Source organism: Niveispirillum sp. FG156 (assembly GCF_057809555.1).
Window position 1 is genome coordinate 1 of the sequence record NZ_JBMDKE010000028.1, and the last position, 17,706, is coordinate 17,706.

The window sequence follows — 17,706 nt, forward strand, 5'->3', positions numbered from 1 at the left end:
CAGCTTCGAGGTTTGAGCCTGTGACCCCTGGGCCCCGGCCTTCGCCGGGGAGGCACATTTTCTCAAGCTCCAGTGAATCTAAAAAGCCTGTAACTAAGGATAGGGATGATCCCCAGCGGGTTGCTCAGCGGATGGTGGTTTCCAACCCGTCCAGCAGGCTTCTGACCCGCGACTGCTCGGCCTCGTCCCCGGCGGGCCACCAGCCGTGGATACGCCAGATTTCCCCCGATGACAGGGCACAGACCCGCTGTTCCTCGAATTCGTCCTCGTCAGGGGCGTCAGATGGTGGCGTGATATGGTGCATGCAGACCGGTTGTCCCGGTGCGGGTATCGGCAGGGTGGCGGGCACCGTCTGTCCGATATCCTTCATCTGGGCGGTATAGAATGCTGGGAATGGCTCTTTCAGGAAATCGCGTTCGATCATGCCGCGCCCGTCGCGACCGGTTTTCCAGAACCAATGCCTGTTGCCGCCGCTTTCGCGTGGTTCCACCTGCATCTCCCAGCCGGTCACCAGTCTTGCATCCTTGCCAGTGACGGGATTGCGCCAGATGGCGGATGTCGTCTGCGGCATGCTGTAAGCAGAAGAATAATCCACCACCGGTTCGGGTGCGAAGGCGCGCAGCGGATTGGGCAGCGCCAGCAGCATGCTGGCGGTCAGGCTGTAGATGACGGGGCCAAACGGGTGGCGCGACCATCCGGTGCCATCCTGCACCACCACAAGGTCCAGCGCCTGATCCCAACGCGTCCGCTGCCCCCGGACCAGTCGGCGACGGCTTTGGAGCATGGTGAAGGGGGCGATCAGGTGCATGCCCAGTCCGAAGCCCTCCACCCAAACCCTGACTTGCCGGATCAACATGGTGAGCAGCCCCGGCCTGCCGCCATCGCCACGCCGGAGGCGCAGGCCCATGGAGCGCTTTCCGATCGTGTTGCCGAACAGGGCCACCGCGAAGGCCTGCTGCAACAACATGGCGGGTACCAGCCAGAATGCCAGGGTGAAATCAGCGAGGTTTATACCGATCTTCCCCGGTGACGTCAGCGCATAGACCACGCCAAGAACGAAACCGGACAGGATCACACCCACCGCAAAGTCGATCCCGTGGGCCAATAGACGCGACAGGGGACTGGCCGACCGTTCGGCACCGGGATCGGGCAGGGGGATATCAGGGCCGATGTCAGAGACGTCCGTTTCAGACAGAGGGAGTAGACCTGACTGCAGGGCGGCGATGTCCCCTATCCGGGTCCAGCCGGGCAATGCCGGCTGCCATGCCCAGTCACCGGCATGCAGAATCCCTTTTCGAAGCATGCCGGTCAGGTGGAATGTCGAGGTTGGTCCAAGGACGGCCCCGTCGCGTACATACCACCATTCTGTTGACATCAGCGCCCCGACCCCCGTTTGTCCGGGCGTAGTGTAGAATGTTGGGCGCCAGCGTCAACGGGTTGCAGTTTCCAGCCTGATCTCGCTTGCCAGAAGCAGCCGGTCCAGACGCGGGTCCAGCTTCACGCCCTTGCGTACCACCCAGCGGCCCTGGGCATGCATCACGGGGATCCAGGCGACATCGTCGAAGAAGGCGCGGGTTGCCGATTGCAGCATGCTGTCCCGCTTGGCGGGGTCAGGTTCACCCAGGGCTGCCCGCAGCAGGCGGTCGATATCGGCGTTGCAGTAGCCGGCATAATTATGGGCGCCCCGGCTGGGTCCGCCGCTGCTGGTGCCCAGCAGGGCGCGCAGGGAGTCCGGCATATTGGCCGGATTGAAGATCCAGCCGCCATAGAACAGCTGAAAATCGCCGGTGCGCAGCCGTTCGATGTAGCGTTCCATCGGTTCGACCTGCACCTTGGCGCGCACACCGACCTTGTCCAGGAAATAGGCGATAGCGTCGCCGATCTTTGATTGCAGGGGCGTGACCATCAGGGTCGTGTCGAAACCGCCGGCCTGTCCCGCCTCGGCCAGCAGGCGTTTGGCTTCCTGCGGATCATAGACATCGTCGGGAATGTCCGGCGTGTAGCCCGCCATGCCTTGCATGGCCATCTGGCCCGTCGCCGTGCCATAGCCGGGAACGATCCGGTCGGCCAGCAGCCGGGCCGGAATGGCCAGCATCAGGGCGCGGCGCACCCGCACATCCCGGAACCTGTTGGCACTGCCATCGCCCGGCACATGCTGATTGGATTGAAGATAGGTGACGGCGGCGGACGGCCCTTCCACGACCTGCACAGCCTGCTGGCTGGCGAAGAAGGGCAGGGCTTCCAGCGACACCCCGTCCAGCACATCGATACGCCCCTCCAGCATGGCGGGCACGCGCTCATTCTCGGCCAGCCGGATCAGCCGGACATGGTCCCAATCCGCCGACCGGCCCCAATAGTCGGGATTGCGTTCCAGCAGGATTTCCTTGTCCCCGAAACTGACCAGTCGGAACGGGCCGGTGCCCGCCCGCGAGCCGGCGGACCCGAACTTCCCGTCGTCAAGCCAGTCGGTGAAGGCCGCACAGCCTTCCGCGCTGTAGCTGACAGGCGCGCGACTGTTGGGCTCGCCAGGGGCGGGGATGATGGGGATATTGGCGACATCGCTGGGGAAGATGGTGACCTTGCTGCGGTGACGCACCAGGATGCTGTGCGCGTCCGGGGCCGTCACGGAGGCAACCTCCGCCAGCCGTGCGGCGAAGGGGCGGGGTTCCGGCCCGACCTTGCCCGTGCGGCAGAAGCTGTAGATCACGTCACGCGGGGTCAGCGGACGGCCATTCTGGAACCGCACATCCCGGCGTAGGCGGAACAGCCAGGACCCGTCGGGCTGCATCTCCCAGCTTTCGGCCAGCCGGGGAGAGGGCTGAAACTGCGCGTCGGCCTGCGCCAGCCCCTCATAGACCTGATCATGCAGCATATATTCGTTGCGGTTGGCACCGACATGCGGGTCAGTGCTTTGCGCCAGGTTCATGACGCCCAGACGCAGGTCGGCGGCATCCACCGTGACCGGTACCAATGCGACCAGGGCCGTCAGCAGCAGCCCCCGCATGGTGTTCAGAAAACCCGGCCCCGCCAAACCAGACCCCGTTCAAACCGAAGAAACCATGCCCTGGTGGGGGCTGCGCACTGTCAGGCAACTTACCCACCAAAGCAATAGGCCGAACGGGATAAACCCGGCGATGTCACATCCCTTCGAACTGTACCACCCAGGGTTCCGCCTTTGCCGAATTCACCCAGTCCACCATGGCGGGCATGGCGTGGATGGTTTCAACATAGGCGGCAGAAATGGGGTCCAGCGGCACGTTCCAGGTGCGCAACCGGGTGGCGACGGGCGCGAACATCGCATCGGCGATGGTGAAGGCGCCGAACAGGAACGGGCCGGCGCCGCCGAATCGGGCGCGGCGGTCGGTCCAGATTTCCAGGACCCGGTCGATATCGGCCTGGGCCGCCGCGACCCGGTCAGGCCGGTCAAAGCGGCTGCGCACATCCATGAACAGGTTCTTCCGCAGGTCCGGGAAACCCGAATGCATCTCCGCCGACACCGCGCGGGCCACGGCCCGCACCGATGCGTCGGCGGGCCACAGCTGTGCCGCCGGGAACAGCTCATTCACATATTCGCAGATGGCCAGGCTGTCCCAGACCACCAGATCGCCATGGCGCAGCGACGGCGCCTTGCCACTGGGCGCGTGCGACAGCAGCGTTGCCTTGGTTTCAGGCTGGCGCAACGGCACCACCACCTCCGCAAAGTCGGCGCCGGCATGGCGCAGGGCCAGCCAGGGGCGCAGCGACCAGGATGAATAGGCCTTGTTGCCCATGACCAGCGTGAGGGGGGCGGAGTTTTTGTCGGACATCGCGTTGGCTCTGCTTCACCGTTGCGGAGAGGAGGAGGGGAGAGTAGGGCTGTTGGCGAATGACCGCAAAGCCCCAACTTGGCACGGGGACAATCGCGGCACCCATGCACGACCGCTACAGCCCAAGGACGAGATTTCGTGATCGACCATCTCCTGACCGCCGCCGCTGCCGATACCGTTCCCCTGACGCTGGTGACCAAGGCCGGGCTGGATGCCTGGCTGGCCGCCGCGTCCCCGGCTGATGCTGCCTGGGTGAAGCGTCTGGGCTTCAAGGCCGCCCCCGGCGCCACAGCCATCCTGCCGGGCGCCGGTGGGCAGATTGCGCGGGTGCTGGCCGGGGTGGCCGACCGGATCGATATCTGGTCGCTGGCCGGTCTGCCGGGCAGCCTGCCCGCCGGGTCCTATGCCATCGAGGCTGATCTGGATGCCGATACGGCAACGGCGGTGGCCACGGGCTGGGTCCTGGCGACGTATCAGTTCACCCGCTACAAGAAGTCCTCCAAGGAATTTGCCAGCCTTGTCCTGCCGGCCAAGGCCGATGGTGCGGCGGTGGAGCGGTTTGCCAAGGCGGCCTTCCTGGTCCGCGATCTGGTGAACACGCCGTGCGAGGATATGGGGCCGCCGCAGTTGGCCGAGGCCGCACAGAAGTTGGCTGCCGAATTCGGCGCCACCTTCAGCGCCATCGTCGGTGATGATCTGTTGACCCAGAACTATCCCATGATCCATGCCGTGGGCCGCGCGGCCGCGCGGGAACCGCGCCTGATCGAGCTGCGCTGGGGTGACGCGGCACACCCGCTGGTGATCTTGGTCGGCAAGGGTGTGTGCTTTGATACCGGCGGTTTGGATATCAAGCCATCGGCGGGCATGCTGATGATGAAGAAGGATATGGGGGGCGGGGCGCATGCGCTGGGTCTGGCGCGGCTGATCATGGCGGCGAAGCTGCCGGTGCGGTTGCGCGTGCTGGTCCCGGCGGTGGAGAATTCCATTGCCGGCAACGCCTTCCGCCCCATGGACATCATCCCCACCCGCAAGGGCCTGACGGTGGAGATCGGCAATACCGACGCCGAGGGCCGCCTGATCCTGTGCGATGCCCTGGCCGAGGCGGACAGTGAGAAGCCGGCCCTGCTGCTGGATTTCGCGACCCTGACGGGTGCTGCGCGGGTGGCGCTGGGCCCCGACCTGCCGGCGCTTTTCTCCAACAATGATGCGCTGGCCGCGGAAATCCTGGCCGCAGGCACGGTCAACGATGATCCGCTGTGGCGCCTGCCGCTGTGGCAGGGGTACCGCGCGCAGTTGGACAGCAAGATTGCCGATCTGAACAACGCGCCCGGCGGCGGCATGGCGGGCGCCATTACGGCGGCGCTGTATCTGGAACAGTTCGTGTCGAAGGACACGGTCTGGGCCCATATCGACCTGTTCTCCTGGAACCAGTCCAACCGTCCGGGCCGCCCGGAAGGGGGCGAGGCCATGACGCTTCGCGCCATGTTCGCGGTGATCGCCAACCGCTTTGGTTCGAAACAGTAACAATCCTTGTTGTCCCGGCTTGCCGAAGGGCCTGATCTTCGGCACACTCGCTTCCCGTGCCCGGCTGCGGATGTCGCATGGTGCCGGGTATGGGACGCGGGTTCGGGGGGCGGGGCATGTCACGTAACCTAGAGGCGCTGCAACTGTGGCGACGCGCATTGGTCGCCAGCGTGCGCAAGGATGGGCCTGACCTGTCCGCACGGCAGCTGGCGCTGCTGCTCACCGTGTTTCTGACGCCGCCGCCGCACACGGTGCGTGGGCTGGCCGCGACCCTGAACGTATCAAAGCCCGCCATCACGCGCGCGCTGGACCGGCTGGGCCGGCTGGGCTACATCAAGCGCAAGCGCGATCAGGAGGATCGCCGTAACGTGCTGGTCCAGCGGACTGTCAAAGGGTCCGTCTTCCTGGCTGAATTCGGCCAGATGGTGATCGATGCGGAAAAGGCGCCTGTGGTCGGTGAGGAAGGCGGGGTCGTTGCCGATCCCGCCCTGGATATCAGTGGTGTCGTTCCGCCGGTGATGGTGGATGGCGCCCGTACGGAAGCCCTGGCCCCTTCGGCATGACCGACCAAGAAAAGCTCGACCCCCGTATCCATCCCTTCCGGGATGACCTTGCCGCCAGCTATCTGCGTGGCCGTGTGAACGCCCCCCGTTTCATCGATGGCGTGCCCTGCCAGATAAACAGCGGCTTCACCGCCCTGAAGGAGAAGCCGTCCTTCGAGGCGCGGCAATCCACAGAGTTGCTGCTGGGTGAAGGCTTCACCGTGCTGGACGAGCATGATGGCTGGGCCTGGGGCCAGAATGAAACCGATGGCTATGTCGGCTGGCTGCGGGTTGAGGCGCTGGAAGCCGGGTTGACAGAGGCCACGCACAAGGTCACGGCCCTTCGGACCTTTTTGCAGCCCGAGGCGGACCTGAAGCTGCCATTTCTGGACGTGTTGCCGATGGGTGCCTGCGTCGTCGTGACGGGCAAGCAGGGCGAATGGTGCCAGATTGAGAGTGGTGGCTGGGTGCATGCGCGCCATCTGGCGCTCGTCGATGATTACGCCCCCGACTTTGTGGCCGTGGCGGAACGGTTTGTCGGCACGCCCTATCTCTGGGGCGGACGCACCAGCATCGGCATCGATTGTTCGGGTCTGGTGCAACTGGCCCTGCTGGCCGCCGGGGTTGATTGCCCGCGCGACAGCGATCAGCAGGCGGCTTCGGTCGGTGCCCTGATCTCCACCGATGGGATGGGCGTGGAGTATCGCCGGGGCGATCTGGTGTTCTTCCCCGGCCATGTCGGCATCATGAGCGATGCCACCACCCTGCTGCATGCCAACGCCTTCCACATGGCAGTGGTGGCCGAACCGCTGGCCGATGTCGTGGCGCGGGCGGGGGCCAAGGGCATCAATGCCGTCAAGCGGCCCGGCTGACCAGCAGCACAGAAACAAAAAGGGCGCCCCCGATCGGGTAGCGCCCTTTTTTATTAGCCGTTCCGCCCCTGATCAGCCGGCACGGACCCGCTGCAGGAAGCCATCCACCTCCTGCCGCAGGCGGGCAGCACCGTTGGTCAGCCCCGTCGCCGCCTCACGCAGGCCCCGGGCGGCATCACCGGTACCGGCGGCAACCTGGGCAAGGGACTGCACCTCGCTCGCCGCCTCGCGGCTTGCCGTGGAGGCGGACTGCACCGAGCGTGCGATTTCCTGGGTCGCCATCCGCTGCTGTTCCACCGCCGCCGCGACCGTTGTACTGACGCTGGACACGTCGCCGATCCGGTCGGTGATTTCGGTCAGGGCACCGACAACGGCGTTGGCGGCGTGGCGAACGGCACTGATCCGACGCTCAATCTCTTCGGTTGCCTTCGCGGTCTGACCGGCCAATTGCTTGACCTCCGATGCCACCACCGCGAAGCCCTTGCCGGCTTCCCCGGCGCGGGCGGCCTCGATGGTCGCGTTGAGGGCCAGCAGGTTGGTCTGGCTGGCGATAGCGGAAATCAGGTCGACGACATTCTTGATGCCCTCTGCTTCGCTGCTGAGATTGCGGACAAGGCCGTCGGACCGTTCAACCGCCGCAGAGGCCTGACGTGTGCTGCCCGTGACGCCTTCCACCTGACGGGCGACGTCATTGAAGGAGACGGCCAGTTCCTCGGCAGCGCTGGCGACCGACTGCACGCCCTGGTCCGAACTTTCGGCGGCGCGGGAGACGTGGCTGGCGGCCGTTCGACCGTCCTCTGCCACAAGGCCCAGACGTTCCGCCTCGGTCAACACCGTGCCGGCCGTTTCACCGACCGTGCGGACGGAGCCCAGTACCGTGGCCTCGAAACTGTCTGCAAGCGCCAGCAGGGCCCGGCGGGCGCGGTTGTCAGCCTCGATGCGCTCGGCAGACAGGCGCGCGGCCTCCTGCAACGCCTTCCGGAAGGCAAACAGGCCATCGACCAGGCTGTTCAACTCGTCACTGCGAACCAGCGGGGCGGGATCGACCGACAGATCATTGGCGGCGAGACGGCCCATCGCCTGCGCGATGCCATCGATGCCGTTGCGGACAAGGCGGGTGATGAAGAACACCAGCAGCGACACGATAGCCAGGGCGGTGAGGAGGCCAAGGACCAGCAGCCACGAGGCCGTTACAGCGCTCTGTGCCTGACGCTCCACGCTGGCACGGGCGTCGGCCTGGATCTGGGCCATCGCCGTGTCCAGGGCGGCCACGATGACCTGTACCTTTTCATTGAAAGGCAGAACGGCACCGGCCGCCGTGGCGATATCGACCTCCAGCATGGTGGAGACGACATCAACAGCGCCGCTGAACCCGTCCAGTTCCGCCGCTGACGCCTTTACCGTCGCCTTCAGCTTGGGATCGGCGATGGTGTCGGAAATGACGGTCAGACGCTGCGCCTCCTTGGCGATGGCGATCTTGACGGTTTCCAGCTCCTTGGTGGCGTCCGCTGCGGGATTGCCGCCCGCCACCGACAGAACCGCGAAATAGGCGGAACCCAGGCTGCCCTTCAGTTCCGCCACCAGATTCTGCATCTCGGTTGCCCTGGCCAGCTTCTCATCCACCAGGATGCGGGTTTCCGCCGCCTGCGAACGCAGTTCGATAATGGAAAGACCGCCCAGCACCAGCATGGCGAGAGCGGCGACGATGGGACCGGCCATCAGTTTGGCGAGCAAAGACAACTGATCCAGACGGGTGAGAAGGGCGTGTTGGGTCATGTGCAGGGATCCTTATTCTTTTTCTGACAGCGTGGTTCCCCACCCGGCATGACCGGGTGGGGACACACTGATGTCAAAACTTCTGCGACACGCTGGCATAGACCCGGCGCTCGGTTTCCAGAGCAGAGCCCAGAGCCGTCTCCGTCCGCAGGAAATCGCTGGCGGTGAAGCGGACTTCGGTTCCTGTTTCGAACAGGTAGCCGACGCTGGCCGTACCGGTCCAAGTGCTATCGATCGGGAACAGGCCCTGGCCGCCCGTCACGGGATGCAGCAAGGTGCGCTTGGACTGCCAGGACAGGTTCATGTCGGCAGACAGCGCCCCGTCAGACCAACCCACATTGCCCTGCAGCTTGTGACGCGGAGCCGCCCCTTCGAACTTCACCGGACGGGTGGCGATGGCGCCCTTGTTCACGGTCAGATCATCATTGATGTCATTCCAGGAATAAGAGGCGCCATAGCGAACGCCATTCATGGCGCGCCCATCAAACGCCGCCTCGAAGCCCCAGGAGGCGCTGTCGCCGGCATTGATCACGATAGAGGCTGGGCGGCCATTCACCACGCTGCGGTCGGAACCCAGGAACGACTTGATATCGTCCGTGGTCTGCCGGAAGACCGACAGATGCAGCCCGCCATTGATGGCCGCCAGGGCGCGGTCATACCCCAGCTCATAGCTCTGTACCTTGCTGGGCTTGATATGGGGATTGCCCGCCGACGCGAAGAGGCCGGCCGCTGTGACCGTGGGCAGGTAGAAACCGCCCAGTTCCAGAATGGACGGAAGCTGATTGGCCAGGCCATAGGTGGCGCGCAGCGTATCGACATCCGTCGCCTTGTAGACCAGACCGCTATTCACGCTGATCTTGCTGATCGAACGGTCGAAGTCGGCAGCGACATAGGGCGGGGAGGCGGCACCGGAATAGCTCAGGTCCAACCAGTCGGAGCGAAGGGCGTTGGTGAAGGACAGCTTGTCGGTCAGGCGCCAGTCCCACATCCCGGCCACGGCCCAGACATCATAGGAGATGGTGGCACCGGGCGCCGGGAAGCGGCCCATGCTGTTATGGCGGTATTCACCGGAAATCTTCACGGTGTGGTCGTTGCCGATCTGAATCAGGTCCGACAACTGCACCACGCTGGTGGTCACGTCGGACTTGCCGATGCCGAAATACTCAAAATCCAGCCAGTTGCGGTAGGCGGTGAAGGAGACGAGACCGGCATCACCGGCATCGCCAATCAGGTCCAGCTTGGCCGACTTTGTCAGATAGTCATCGCCGTACAGGCTGTTGGTGGCGGTGATATCGGTCTGCTTCATCTTGGAGCGGGTCAACTCCAGACCGGCCTGAACGCTGTCTGTGAGCTGTGCCAGGGCGCCGACCGCGACATGAGAGGATTCAGGGTCCAGCAGACGGCCACGCTCCACAGCGGTAATCGAACCCTGGCTGAACTCGTCCTGTTCCTTGTACCCGGCAGAGAAGCGAAGGCCGAAACCGTCGGAAACCTTCACATTCTTCGACAACCCGATTTCACGGGCACCATTGTTGCCTAAGCGGGCGGTGGCAGTGCCATCGGTGTCATAAAGCGGATTCTGGGTGATGATATTGACCACGCCCGCCACCGCGTTGAAGCCATAGATGGCGCCGACCGGTCCCTTCACGACTTCGATCTGCTTGATTTCCGACAGTTGCACCGGGATGGTCGACCAGTTTACCAGCGCGTAATGGTCGGAATAAACCTGACGACCGTTCAACAGGACCAGCAGGCGCGGGCTGTTGGGCTGGTTGTAGCCGCGCATGCCAATATCAACGCTGCCCGCAGCCCAGCGCAGCAGATCGATGCCACCGACGCGGGCCAGAATATCGGGCAGATTATCAAGGCCGGTCGCCTTGATGTCTTCGGCTGTGATGATGTGCAGAGCGGCCGGGGCATCGGCGGCAACCTGCGGCTTGCCGGTCACGCTGGTGGTCACGGGCTGGCCAAACGCGTCCTGAAGCGCGGTGTAGTTGATGGTCTGGGCATTGGCGCCGACGGCAAGAAGGGCAGTTGCGCCGAGCAGAATAGATTTCTTCATTTACGAGAACTCCTGGTGGTCTTGGCGCCGGCTTAGTGCGCGGTCACGAGCATCTGAAAATTCTTGTCGAAACTGACGCCGGCCTTGGCCAGGGCTGCCGTGTTGACATGATACTTGGCGGCGCCGGAGGCCTGCCGCTCGACCGCGAGGGCGCATTTGCCGGCTTCCATGCAGGCCATGTCGCCGATCACAAGCTGACCGGCGGCTGCCTTGCCGGAAACGTCGGCGCTGCCGATTACGATAACCGCAACGGCGCCGGTCACGTCGCCAGCGCTGTCAATGACCTTAGCCGTCACATCAGCACCGAGGGCGGATTTGACCGCGTCGCCCGCAGCGGCCTGGCCGCTTGCCGTCACGATAGTGACGGGCGTCGGCTTGGCTGGCTTGGGCTGAAGAAAATTCAGGGCCTTCACAGCGACGGTGGCGGTAGGGCCATCGACCGTTGCCATGGCTGGAGCGGTATAGGCGAGTATTGGCATCAGCAGCCCGGCCATCAGGCCGTGCCGTGCCGGTGAACGCAGATTGCGCATTGTGTCTCCGGTGTGGCAGGAGGAAGGAATTGCTCCTTCAACAATGCCTATGACCAAAGGATTGGTGCGTCACTACGCTCTGTATAATCCGTCTGGTTAGGTTTCCAAAAAAAACAGCGACTTTTTCGCGTCGTGATATTAAGGCAACATATTATGGTAACCTGAAATACACTTCTGTATAGGTTCCATATCTGAACAATGAAATTAGTAACTCATTAATACATTCAGGTTTTGCATCACTATACACCAAATTTATGCATGCACGCTGAATTGAAGATGGCAAAAAGAGACCCACCGGTCCTTTCAGGAACCGGTGGGTTTGCATGTGCCTGAGACTGAGAACCCGATCCACCCCGCGCGAAGCAGGGTGGAAGCGGGACGCAGATCAGAACTGGAACTGCATGCGCATGGCGGTCAGGTCCAGCTTGACCTCCTGGCCATTGGCGCGTTCGGTCTTGCTGATGACATGGTTCAGCATCAGGCGGATGGCCGGGTTGACGTACCAGTTCAGACCCAGCGTCCAGTTGGTTTCCTTGCCGGCGGTACCGGTGTTGATGCCGGCGGCGCGGTCGATCAGGTCGACCTGGCTGTAACGGGCGGCGATTTCCCAGGCGCCCATGCCGTTCTGACCGACGGGCCAGGAGGGCTTCACGGTGGTCCATTCACCGATATTGTAGTTGCGGCGCTCGCCCGTCAGAATGTAGCCGGCGGACACGTAATAGCCGCTGAACTCCGGATCGGCCAGGGTCTGGACGGCGCCCGAAGCGGTGCGGTCGGCATATTCAGCGCCGAAATTGTAATATTCGGCGGCGGCCCAGAAGCTCTTGTAATTCACGCCCAGGTCGGCGCCATAGGCATAGGCGCTGTCGATCTGGTTCACCGTGACGTTGGTCAGGCGGTAGGAGGTGTCGGTGCCGCCGATGCGCAGGCCCGGACGGTCGCCGAAGCCGATGCTGGTGGTGGCGGTGCCGGCGGCCACCGGGCGGGCGGTTGCCTGCGGGGTGGTCTGCAGGACGCCGGAGACGCCGATACCGGCGGAGCCTTCATTGGCCTGCCAGAAGGCATAGGCGGCGCGGCCCAGCAGGTTGACCTGATCGTCGAAGCTGCCGGTGGTGTTGGTGGCGTTGCCGGTCACATAGGCGGCCACGAAGTGGCTGGTGCCCTTGTTGGTCACGCCGATGGCGGTGCGGCTGTCGGAACCGCCGATGCCGACGACGATGTTGCCGATGGGCGCGCGTTCCATGAAGGCGATGTCGTTGGAGGACGTGCTGTCATCCAGCGTGAATTTCGGCTGCATCACGCCGGCCACGATGGTCCAGCCCTGGATGCCCGTATAGCCGATATTGGCGGCCTGGATCTGCGCCCCGCCGCCACGGTTGCCGGCGAAGTTCGCGGTCACTTCATAGGTCCAGTCGGTGTAGACCTTGCCGGCCACGCCCAGGAAGGCGCGGCGGATGCCGAAGCCGTCGGTGCCGTCGGCGGTGAAGTTCTTGCCACCATTGCCGAAGCCGTAATCCATGTGCACGCGGGCGCGGATGGCGGCGTCAAAGGCCTTGTCTGCGGTCTGGACGCGGATGCGGCCACCATCGGCGGTCACCTTCGGCATGGCCTCCAGCGTCTTCTTGTTGGCCGCGCTTTCCTTGGCGACCGAGTCCTTCAGTGAGGTCAGCTGGCCCTGCAGGGCCTGGATCTGGGCGGCCAGGGCGTCGATCTGGGTCTGGGACGGGGCGGCGGACTGGGCCACGGCCGGGCCGGCGGCCAGAACGGCGACGGCGGCGCCGACCAGCAGGGTGGACTTGAGGCTCATTGTTGTTCTCCGGTGGGATCTCGCGGGCGACAAAGCCTGTCAGCGTGCCGATCCCCATCACCGGGTATGTCTCGGCAGTGCCTCAGGCCCCGGCGGAGGGCTAACAGAGGGGTATTGCCGATTTGATGCGGTTTTATTACGTCTTCATGACAGGCCGGACCTGTTGCATTATAGGCACGGCAATCGCAGCGTCAGTTTCACTACATTTTGTCATGATATTGTCATGAAACTTCTGTGCCGACGCTGGCCAGACGCACAGGTGGCCCCGCGCGAACAAGGTTGCAACCTACCCCATTCGGGTAGAGGATGGGTGCCCAATCCGACGGAGCGCCACCGCCTACGCGATGCACGACCCGCAACCCGCCCCAGACCTGATACAGCCCGCCGGCGCGGGCCGGCATCCTTTGCCATTGGCAACGGTGCCCGTACTGATGCTGCTGGCCTTTGCGGTGCTGGCGGTGGCGGCCATTCTGTTCACCACGGCCCGGCATTTCGATGCCGGCGAGGCACAGCGCTCTGAACAGCGCGTCGCCCGCCTGATGGCGGGTGCGGAAAACTCCCTGGCCGTTGTCATGCGTGATTATGCGGGCTGGGATGCTGCCGTCATGCATGTTGTGGATCGGTTTGACCTGCCCTGGGCGGACGAGAATATCGGCATCTATCTCAGCGGCGGCTATCGCCTGTCGATGAGTCTGGTGATCGATCGGCAGGGCCGCGTCATCTATGGGATGGAGGATGGCAAGCGCCTGACCGACAACCGGATGCGCGAGATCCAGCCGCCGCCGGCCCTGGGCCGCATGATGGAGAAATCCATTGCCGCCCTGCCCGGCACGACCGAGGCTGTCGCGGGGGTGGTGCGCTGGGGTGACCAGCTTTATCTGGCCTCCGTGGCCGATATCCGGCCCAGCCAGGGGGGGGCTGCCCGACCGGATGGCATGGCCCTGGTGTTCCTGCAAAGGCTTGATCGCGTGGCCGTGGCCCGCCTGCTGGACCCGCTGCTGCTGGACAATGTCGATATCTCCATCCGCCCGGTGCTGCCTGATGTAGGGTTGCTGCCCCTGGCGGAATTTGGTGCGGCACCCGCCAATCCACCGGCAGGTTGGCTGACATGGCGTGTCCCGCGCCCCGCCCTGGATTTCCTGTCCAGTGTCTATTGGGTCCTGGGGGGTGTGCTGCTGGCCCTGTTCGCGCTGACGGCCCAGGTCCTGACCCGGGTGCAGCGGGCGGCCCGGCGGGAAGCCGAGATGAACGATGCCCTGCGGCAATTGTCCGAGCGGTATCGCGCCCTGATCGATGCCTTGCCGGACATGGTCTGCCTGCTGGCCGATGGCCGCGTATCGCTGATCAATGCGGCGGGCCTGTCGATGCTGGGTATATCACCGGCTGATGCCGGGCGGGTGGTGGGGCGCCCCTATCTGGATCTGGTGGTGGATGCCGACCGCCTGATCTTCCACCGCGTCATGCAGATGCGGGGGAGGGGCGGGATCGAATGGGCGACGCTGCGGATCGAGGCGGCGGACGGGACCATCGTGCCCATCGAACTGGCGGTGCTGCCCGTGACGGGGGAGCCGCTGGGCGAGATGACGCTGGTGGCCCGCGACCGGCGGCCCGAACTGGCGCGCCGTGAAACCTTGCGCGCGGCGGAGACGCGGGCCGCGGTGGCCGACCGCGCCAAGGGCCAGTTCCTGGCCAATATCAGCCATGAGCTGCGCACCCCGCTGAACGCCATCATCGGCTTTTCGGAAATATTGCGGGATGAGCTGCTGGGCAGCCTGGGCGTGCCGCAATACAAGGAATATGCGGTCGATATCCATGAGGGCGGGCTGCATCTGCTGCGGCTGGTCAATGACCTGCTGGATATTGCGCGCATGGATGCAGGGACATTGGAACTGCGTGAAGGCTGGGTCGATATTGCCCCGTTGATCGACCGGTGCGAGCGCCTGCTGCGGCAGAAGGCGGCGGAACGGGGCGTGCCGGTCAAGCTGGATGTGTCACCCCAGGGGCTGCGTGTCCTGGCCGACGAGGTGCGGCTGAAGCAGATCGTGGTCAATCTGCTGGGCAACGCCCTCCGATTCTCTGAAGCCGGCCAGCCTGTCGCCGTCATCGTGCGACTGGATGGGCCTACGGGCGATGTGCTGATCGAGGTCGCCGATCACGGCATCGGCATGAATGTGGATGCCATGCGCATCGCCCTGGAACCGTTCTCGCAGGTAGAGGGCGGGCATAACCGGCGCCAGCCGGGGGCTGGGCTGGGCCTGCCGTTGGCCAGGGGCTATGCCGAGGCGCATGGCGGTTCACTGACCATGCAAAGCACACCGGCGGTCGGCACCACCGTTACCGTGCGCCTACCCGCCAGCAGGGTGGCACTGGCCCCCGTTGAGGGCTGATTAGGGCTTATCGACGGTCCCGGAACATGGCCAGGACCTGCGCATGCAGGGCCGAATCGCCGGCGGCGACCACATTGCCGTTGCAGCCCAGGCGCAGCGGCTGCCCTTCCCAATCGGTGATCAGGCCACCGGCACCCTCGATCACGGCGACCAGTGCGGCCCAGTCATAGGGTTGCAGCCCGGCCTCCACCATCAGGTCGATGAAGCCGCCGGCCAGCAGGCCGAACGCATAGGCATCGCCGCCCCAGACCATGTAGCGGCTCGACGCCTGGGTCATGGCGAATTCGACCTGATGGAAGGGCATGGTGGCGGCCTGCGTCGCCATGGCGATATCGGCGCAGGGCCGCGTCGTGATGGGCGCGCCATTCAATGTGGTGGGACGACCGGCAATGCCCAGCCAGCGGTCGCCGATCACCGGCTGGTCGATGATGCCCAGCACGGGCACACCCCGATGCAGCAGGGCGATCAGGGTGGTGAAAAGCGGGCGGCCCGTGATGAAGGATTTGGTGCCGTCGATCGGGTCGATGACCCAGACATATTCGGCATTGAGATCCTGGCTGCCATGTTCCTCTCCCAGGATGCCGTCATCGGGCCGCTCGACGGTCAGGATGGCGCGGATGGCGCTTTCCACCTCGCGGTCGGCGATGGTGACGGGCGAGGCGTCGGCCTTCACATCGACATCCACCCGCGTGCGGTAATGGCGGCTGGCCACGACACCCGCCGCATCGGCGCAACGCAGGGCAAGATCGACCAGGAAATCGGGAACGGCAGACATATCAGACGACTCCGGAATATGCGGTTTTGCCCCTGAAAAGGAAAAGGGGCGGCATCGCTGCCGCCCCTTCATACCATGTTCCGGGTGACGTGCCGATTACGGCAGCGGCACCGGGGTATCGGCCAACGTGCGCAGATAAGCGATCAGCGCGGCGCGATCCTCGACCTTCTTCAGGCCGGCGAAGTTCATCTTCGTCCCCGGGATGGTCACCTTCGGGTTCGCCAGGAACTTGTTCAGGTGCTCATAGTCCCAGGGGCCTTCCTGCGCCTTCATGGCGTCGGAATAGGAGAAGCCTTCGGCATGGGCATGCTTGTTGCCCACGATACCCCACAGGTTCGGCCCCACCTTGTTGGCGCCGCCCTTTTCGAAGCTGTGGCAGGCCGCGCAGGCCTTGACCAGCTTCTGACCGGCAGCCGGATCGGCGGCGGCCAGGAGCGGCGTCACCGGGTCCGGCTCTGCCGGAGCGGCAGGCACGTCGGTGGCGGCGGTCTCGGTCTCCGGTACCTCTACCTTGTAGGCGCGTTCAGCCGGGTAGCTCGGATGAACCAGCTTCTTGGAGACGAAACCCGCCAGGAGAGCGATCAGCGTCGCCGTCAGGATCGCCATGAAAATCTTATTGAAGGTGCTGCTCGCCATCAGTCCTAATCCCTTGGGTTCGCCAAGCGCGGGCACAATAACGCCAAGAGGCGGGCACGTCCATGCCCGCCTTGACGTGAATCCATGCGCGATACTTAGCGTAAGGATGCAAGAACGCACATGGCTTTCCGCCTTGACCCGGCGGACCAAATGTCGCACGGGAAAACAATGACCGATCCGAACCGTCCCCTGACCGCCGCTCCCGTCGCCCATCCGCTGGTGGTAATCCCCGCCCGGCTTGGCTCCACGCGCCTGCCGGACAAGCCGCTGGCCGAAATTCACGGCGCGCCGATGATCGTGCATGTCTGGCGCCGCGCCATGGAGGCGGGGATCGGCCCCGTGATTGTCGCGGCGGCGGAACAGGCCATCGTCGATGCCGTGATCCAGGCCGGCGGCATCGCTGTCCTGACCGACCCGGACCATCCATCAGGATCGGACCGGGTGTGGGAGGCGGTGCGGCGCATCGATCCGGATGGCCGGTACGACGCCATCGTCAATGTGCAGGGCGACCTGCCCACCATTGACCCAGCCGCCATCCGCGCCGTGTTCGGCCCCCTGTCGGACCCCGGCGTCGATATCGCCACGCTGGGTGCCGTGATTACCGAGGCGGCGGAGCGTACGAATCCCAATGTGGTAAAGGCCGTGGTGGAAATGCCGCCGGGTGCCGATACGGGACGCGCGCTCTATTTCACCCGCGCCACGGCCCCCTGGGGCGATGGGCCGTTGTTCCACCATATCGGGCTTTACGCCTATCGCCGCGCCGCGCTGGAACGGTTCGTCTCCTTGGCCCCGGCACAGCTGGAGCAGCGCGAAAAGCTGGAGCAGCTGCGCGCGCTGGCCAATGGCATGACCATCGCGCTGGCGCGGGTGGACATCGTGCCGCTGGGGGTGGATACCATCGAAGACCTTGACCGCGCCCGCCATATGCTGGCCCCATCGCCCACGCCGTGATCCACGGCATCCCGCCCATCGCCTCATCGACAGACAGA

14 protein-coding genes are annotated in these 17,706 nt (G+C 64.6%); 5 read left to right on the forward strand and 9 right to left on the reverse strand.

Annotated elements, in window-relative coordinates:
• Positions 1–124: 124 nt before the first annotated feature.
• The 3 genes from ACODSP_RS17960 to ACODSP_RS17970 all read right to left on the reverse strand — a co-directional run bounded on the left by ACODSP_RS17960 (position 125) and on the right by ACODSP_RS17970 (position 3,806).
• Positions 125–1,375: an RDD family protein gene (locus tag ACODSP_RS17960; RefSeq protein WP_488966930.1), complete on the reverse strand. Its 1,251-nt coding sequence runs from the start codon at positions 1,373–1,375 to the stop codon at positions 125–127.
• A 54-nt stretch (positions 1,376–1,429) separates the two neighbouring features.
• Positions 1,430–3,004, reverse strand: coding sequence for an ABC transporter substrate-binding protein (locus ACODSP_RS17965; protein ID WP_488966931.1), 1,575 nt, complete (start codon positions 3,002–3,004; stop codon positions 1,430–1,432).
• A 133-nt stretch (positions 3,005–3,137) separates the two neighbouring features.
• Entirely contained in the window at positions 3,138–3,806 is a 669-nt protein-coding gene (locus ACODSP_RS17970; RefSeq protein WP_488966932.1) for a glutathione S-transferase family protein, read from the reverse strand.
• Between the two features lie 138 nt (positions 3,807–3,944).
• Between ACODSP_RS17970 and ACODSP_RS17975 the strand changes: the two genes are divergently transcribed.
• From ACODSP_RS17975 to ACODSP_RS17985, 3 genes are all read left to right on the forward strand, one after another.
• Positions 3,945–5,330: a leucyl aminopeptidase family protein gene (locus tag ACODSP_RS17975; protein ID WP_488966933.1), complete on the forward strand. Its 1,386-nt coding sequence runs from the start codon at positions 3,945–3,947 to the stop codon at positions 5,328–5,330.
• Positions 5,331–5,446: 116 nt separating this feature from the next.
• Entirely contained in the window at positions 5,447–5,893 is a 447-nt protein-coding gene (locus ACODSP_RS17980) for a MarR family transcriptional regulator (protein ID WP_488966934.1), read from the forward strand.
• Positions 5,890–6,744, forward strand: a complete 855-nt coding sequence (locus tag ACODSP_RS17985; RefSeq protein ID WP_488966935.1) for a C40 family peptidase — start codon at positions 5,890–5,892, stop codon at positions 6,742–6,744. Before ACODSP_RS17980 ends, ACODSP_RS17985 begins: the two co-directional genes overlap by 4 nt.
• A gap of 72 nt (positions 6,745–6,816) precedes the next feature.
• On the opposite strand, the gene ACODSP_RS17990 is transcribed toward ACODSP_RS17985, so the two are convergent.
• The 4 genes from ACODSP_RS17990 to ACODSP_RS18005 all read right to left on the reverse strand — a co-directional run bounded on the left by ACODSP_RS17990 (position 6,817) and on the right by ACODSP_RS18005 (position 12,919).
• Positions 6,817–8,520, reverse strand: coding sequence for a methyl-accepting chemotaxis protein (locus ACODSP_RS17990; protein ID WP_488966936.1), 1,704 nt, complete (start codon positions 8,518–8,520; stop codon positions 6,817–6,819).
• A 73-nt stretch (positions 8,521–8,593) separates the two neighbouring features.
• On the reverse strand, positions 8,594–10,582 hold the full coding sequence (locus ACODSP_RS17995; protein WP_488966937.1) for a TonB-dependent receptor plug domain-containing protein: 1,989 nt from the start codon (positions 10,580–10,582) through the stop codon (positions 8,594–8,596).
• Positions 10,583–10,614: 32 nt separating this feature from the next.
• Complete coding sequence (locus ACODSP_RS18000) at positions 10,615–11,112, reverse strand: hypothetical protein (RefSeq protein ID WP_488966938.1); 498 nt, start codon at positions 11,110–11,112, stop codon at positions 10,615–10,617.
• A 385-nt stretch (positions 11,113–11,497) separates the two neighbouring features.
• A complete protein-coding gene (locus tag ACODSP_RS18005; RefSeq protein ID WP_488966939.1) occupies positions 11,498–12,919 on the reverse strand; it encodes a porin in 1,422 nt (473 codons plus the stop codon).
• A gap of 419 nt (positions 12,920–13,338) precedes the next feature.
• Here ACODSP_RS18005 and ACODSP_RS18010 point away from each other — a divergent pair, with 419 nt between their 5' ends.
• Positions 13,339–15,306: an ATP-binding protein gene (locus ACODSP_RS18010; protein WP_488966997.1), complete on the forward strand. Its 1,968-nt coding sequence runs from the start codon at positions 13,339–13,341 to the stop codon at positions 15,304–15,306.
• Positions 15,307–15,313: 7 nt separating this feature from the next.
• Here the strand turns inward: ACODSP_RS18010 and ACODSP_RS18015 are convergent, their stop codons facing one another.
• On the reverse strand, positions 15,314–16,081 hold the full coding sequence (locus ACODSP_RS18015; RefSeq protein ID WP_488966940.1) for an inositol monophosphatase family protein: 768 nt from the start codon (positions 16,079–16,081) through the stop codon (positions 15,314–15,316).
• Between the two features lie 96 nt (positions 16,082–16,177).
• On the reverse strand, positions 16,178–16,717 hold the full coding sequence (locus ACODSP_RS18020) for a c-type cytochrome (RefSeq protein WP_488966941.1): 540 nt from the start codon (positions 16,715–16,717) through the stop codon (positions 16,178–16,180).
• A 168-nt stretch (positions 16,718–16,885) separates the two neighbouring features.
• Between ACODSP_RS18020 and ACODSP_RS18025 the strand changes: the two genes are divergently transcribed.
• Complete coding sequence (locus ACODSP_RS18025; protein ID WP_488966942.1) at positions 16,886–17,668, forward strand: 3-deoxy-manno-octulosonate cytidylyltransferase; 783 nt, start codon at positions 16,886–16,888, stop codon at positions 17,666–17,668.
• Positions 17,669–17,706 lie beyond the last annotated feature (38 nt).

What these genes read in the sequence shown, in the direction of transcription:
- ACODSP_RS17960 (WP_488966930.1), bottom strand. Translation starts at nt 1,375, where the DNA reads ATGTCAACAGAATGGTGGTATGTACGCGACGGGGCCGTCCTTGGACCA.
- ACODSP_RS17965 (WP_488966931.1), bottom strand. Translation starts at nt 3,004, where the DNA reads ATGCGGGGGCTGCTGCTGACGGCCCTGGTCGCATTGGTACCGGTCACG.
- ACODSP_RS17970 (WP_488966932.1), bottom strand. Translation starts at nt 3,806, where the DNA reads ATGTCCGACAAAAACTCCGCCCCCCTCACGCTGGTCATGGGCAACAAG.
- ACODSP_RS17980 (WP_488966934.1), top strand. Translation starts at nt 5,447, where the DNA reads ATGTCACGTAACCTAGAGGCGCTGCAACTGTGGCGACGCGCATTGGTC.
- ACODSP_RS17985 (WP_488966935.1), top strand. Translation starts at nt 5,890, where the DNA reads ATGACCGACCAAGAAAAGCTCGACCCCCGTATCCATCCCTTCCGGGAT.
- ACODSP_RS17990 (WP_488966936.1), bottom strand. Translation starts at nt 8,520, where the DNA reads ATGACCCAACACGCCCTTCTCACCCGTCTGGATCAGTTGTCTTTGCTC.
- ACODSP_RS17995 (WP_488966937.1), bottom strand. Translation starts at nt 10,582, where the DNA reads ATGAAGAAATCTATTCTGCTCGGCGCAACTGCCCTTCTTGCCGTCGGC.
- ACODSP_RS18000 (WP_488966938.1), bottom strand. Translation starts at nt 11,112, where the DNA reads ATGCGCAATCTGCGTTCACCGGCACGGCACGGCCTGATGGCCGGGCTG.
- ACODSP_RS18005 (WP_488966939.1), bottom strand. Translation starts at nt 12,919, where the DNA reads ATGAGCCTCAAGTCCACCCTGCTGGTCGGCGCCGCCGTCGCCGTTCTG.
- ACODSP_RS18015 (WP_488966940.1), bottom strand. Translation starts at nt 16,081, where the DNA reads ATGTCTGCCGTTCCCGATTTCCTGGTCGATCTTGCCCTGCGTTGCGCC.
- ACODSP_RS18020 (WP_488966941.1), bottom strand. Translation starts at nt 16,717, where the DNA reads ATGGCGAGCAGCACCTTCAATAAGATTTTCATGGCGATCCTGACGGCG.
- ACODSP_RS18025 (WP_488966942.1), top strand. Translation starts at nt 16,886, where the DNA reads ATGACCGATCCGAACCGTCCCCTGACCGCCGCTCCCGTCGCCCATCCG.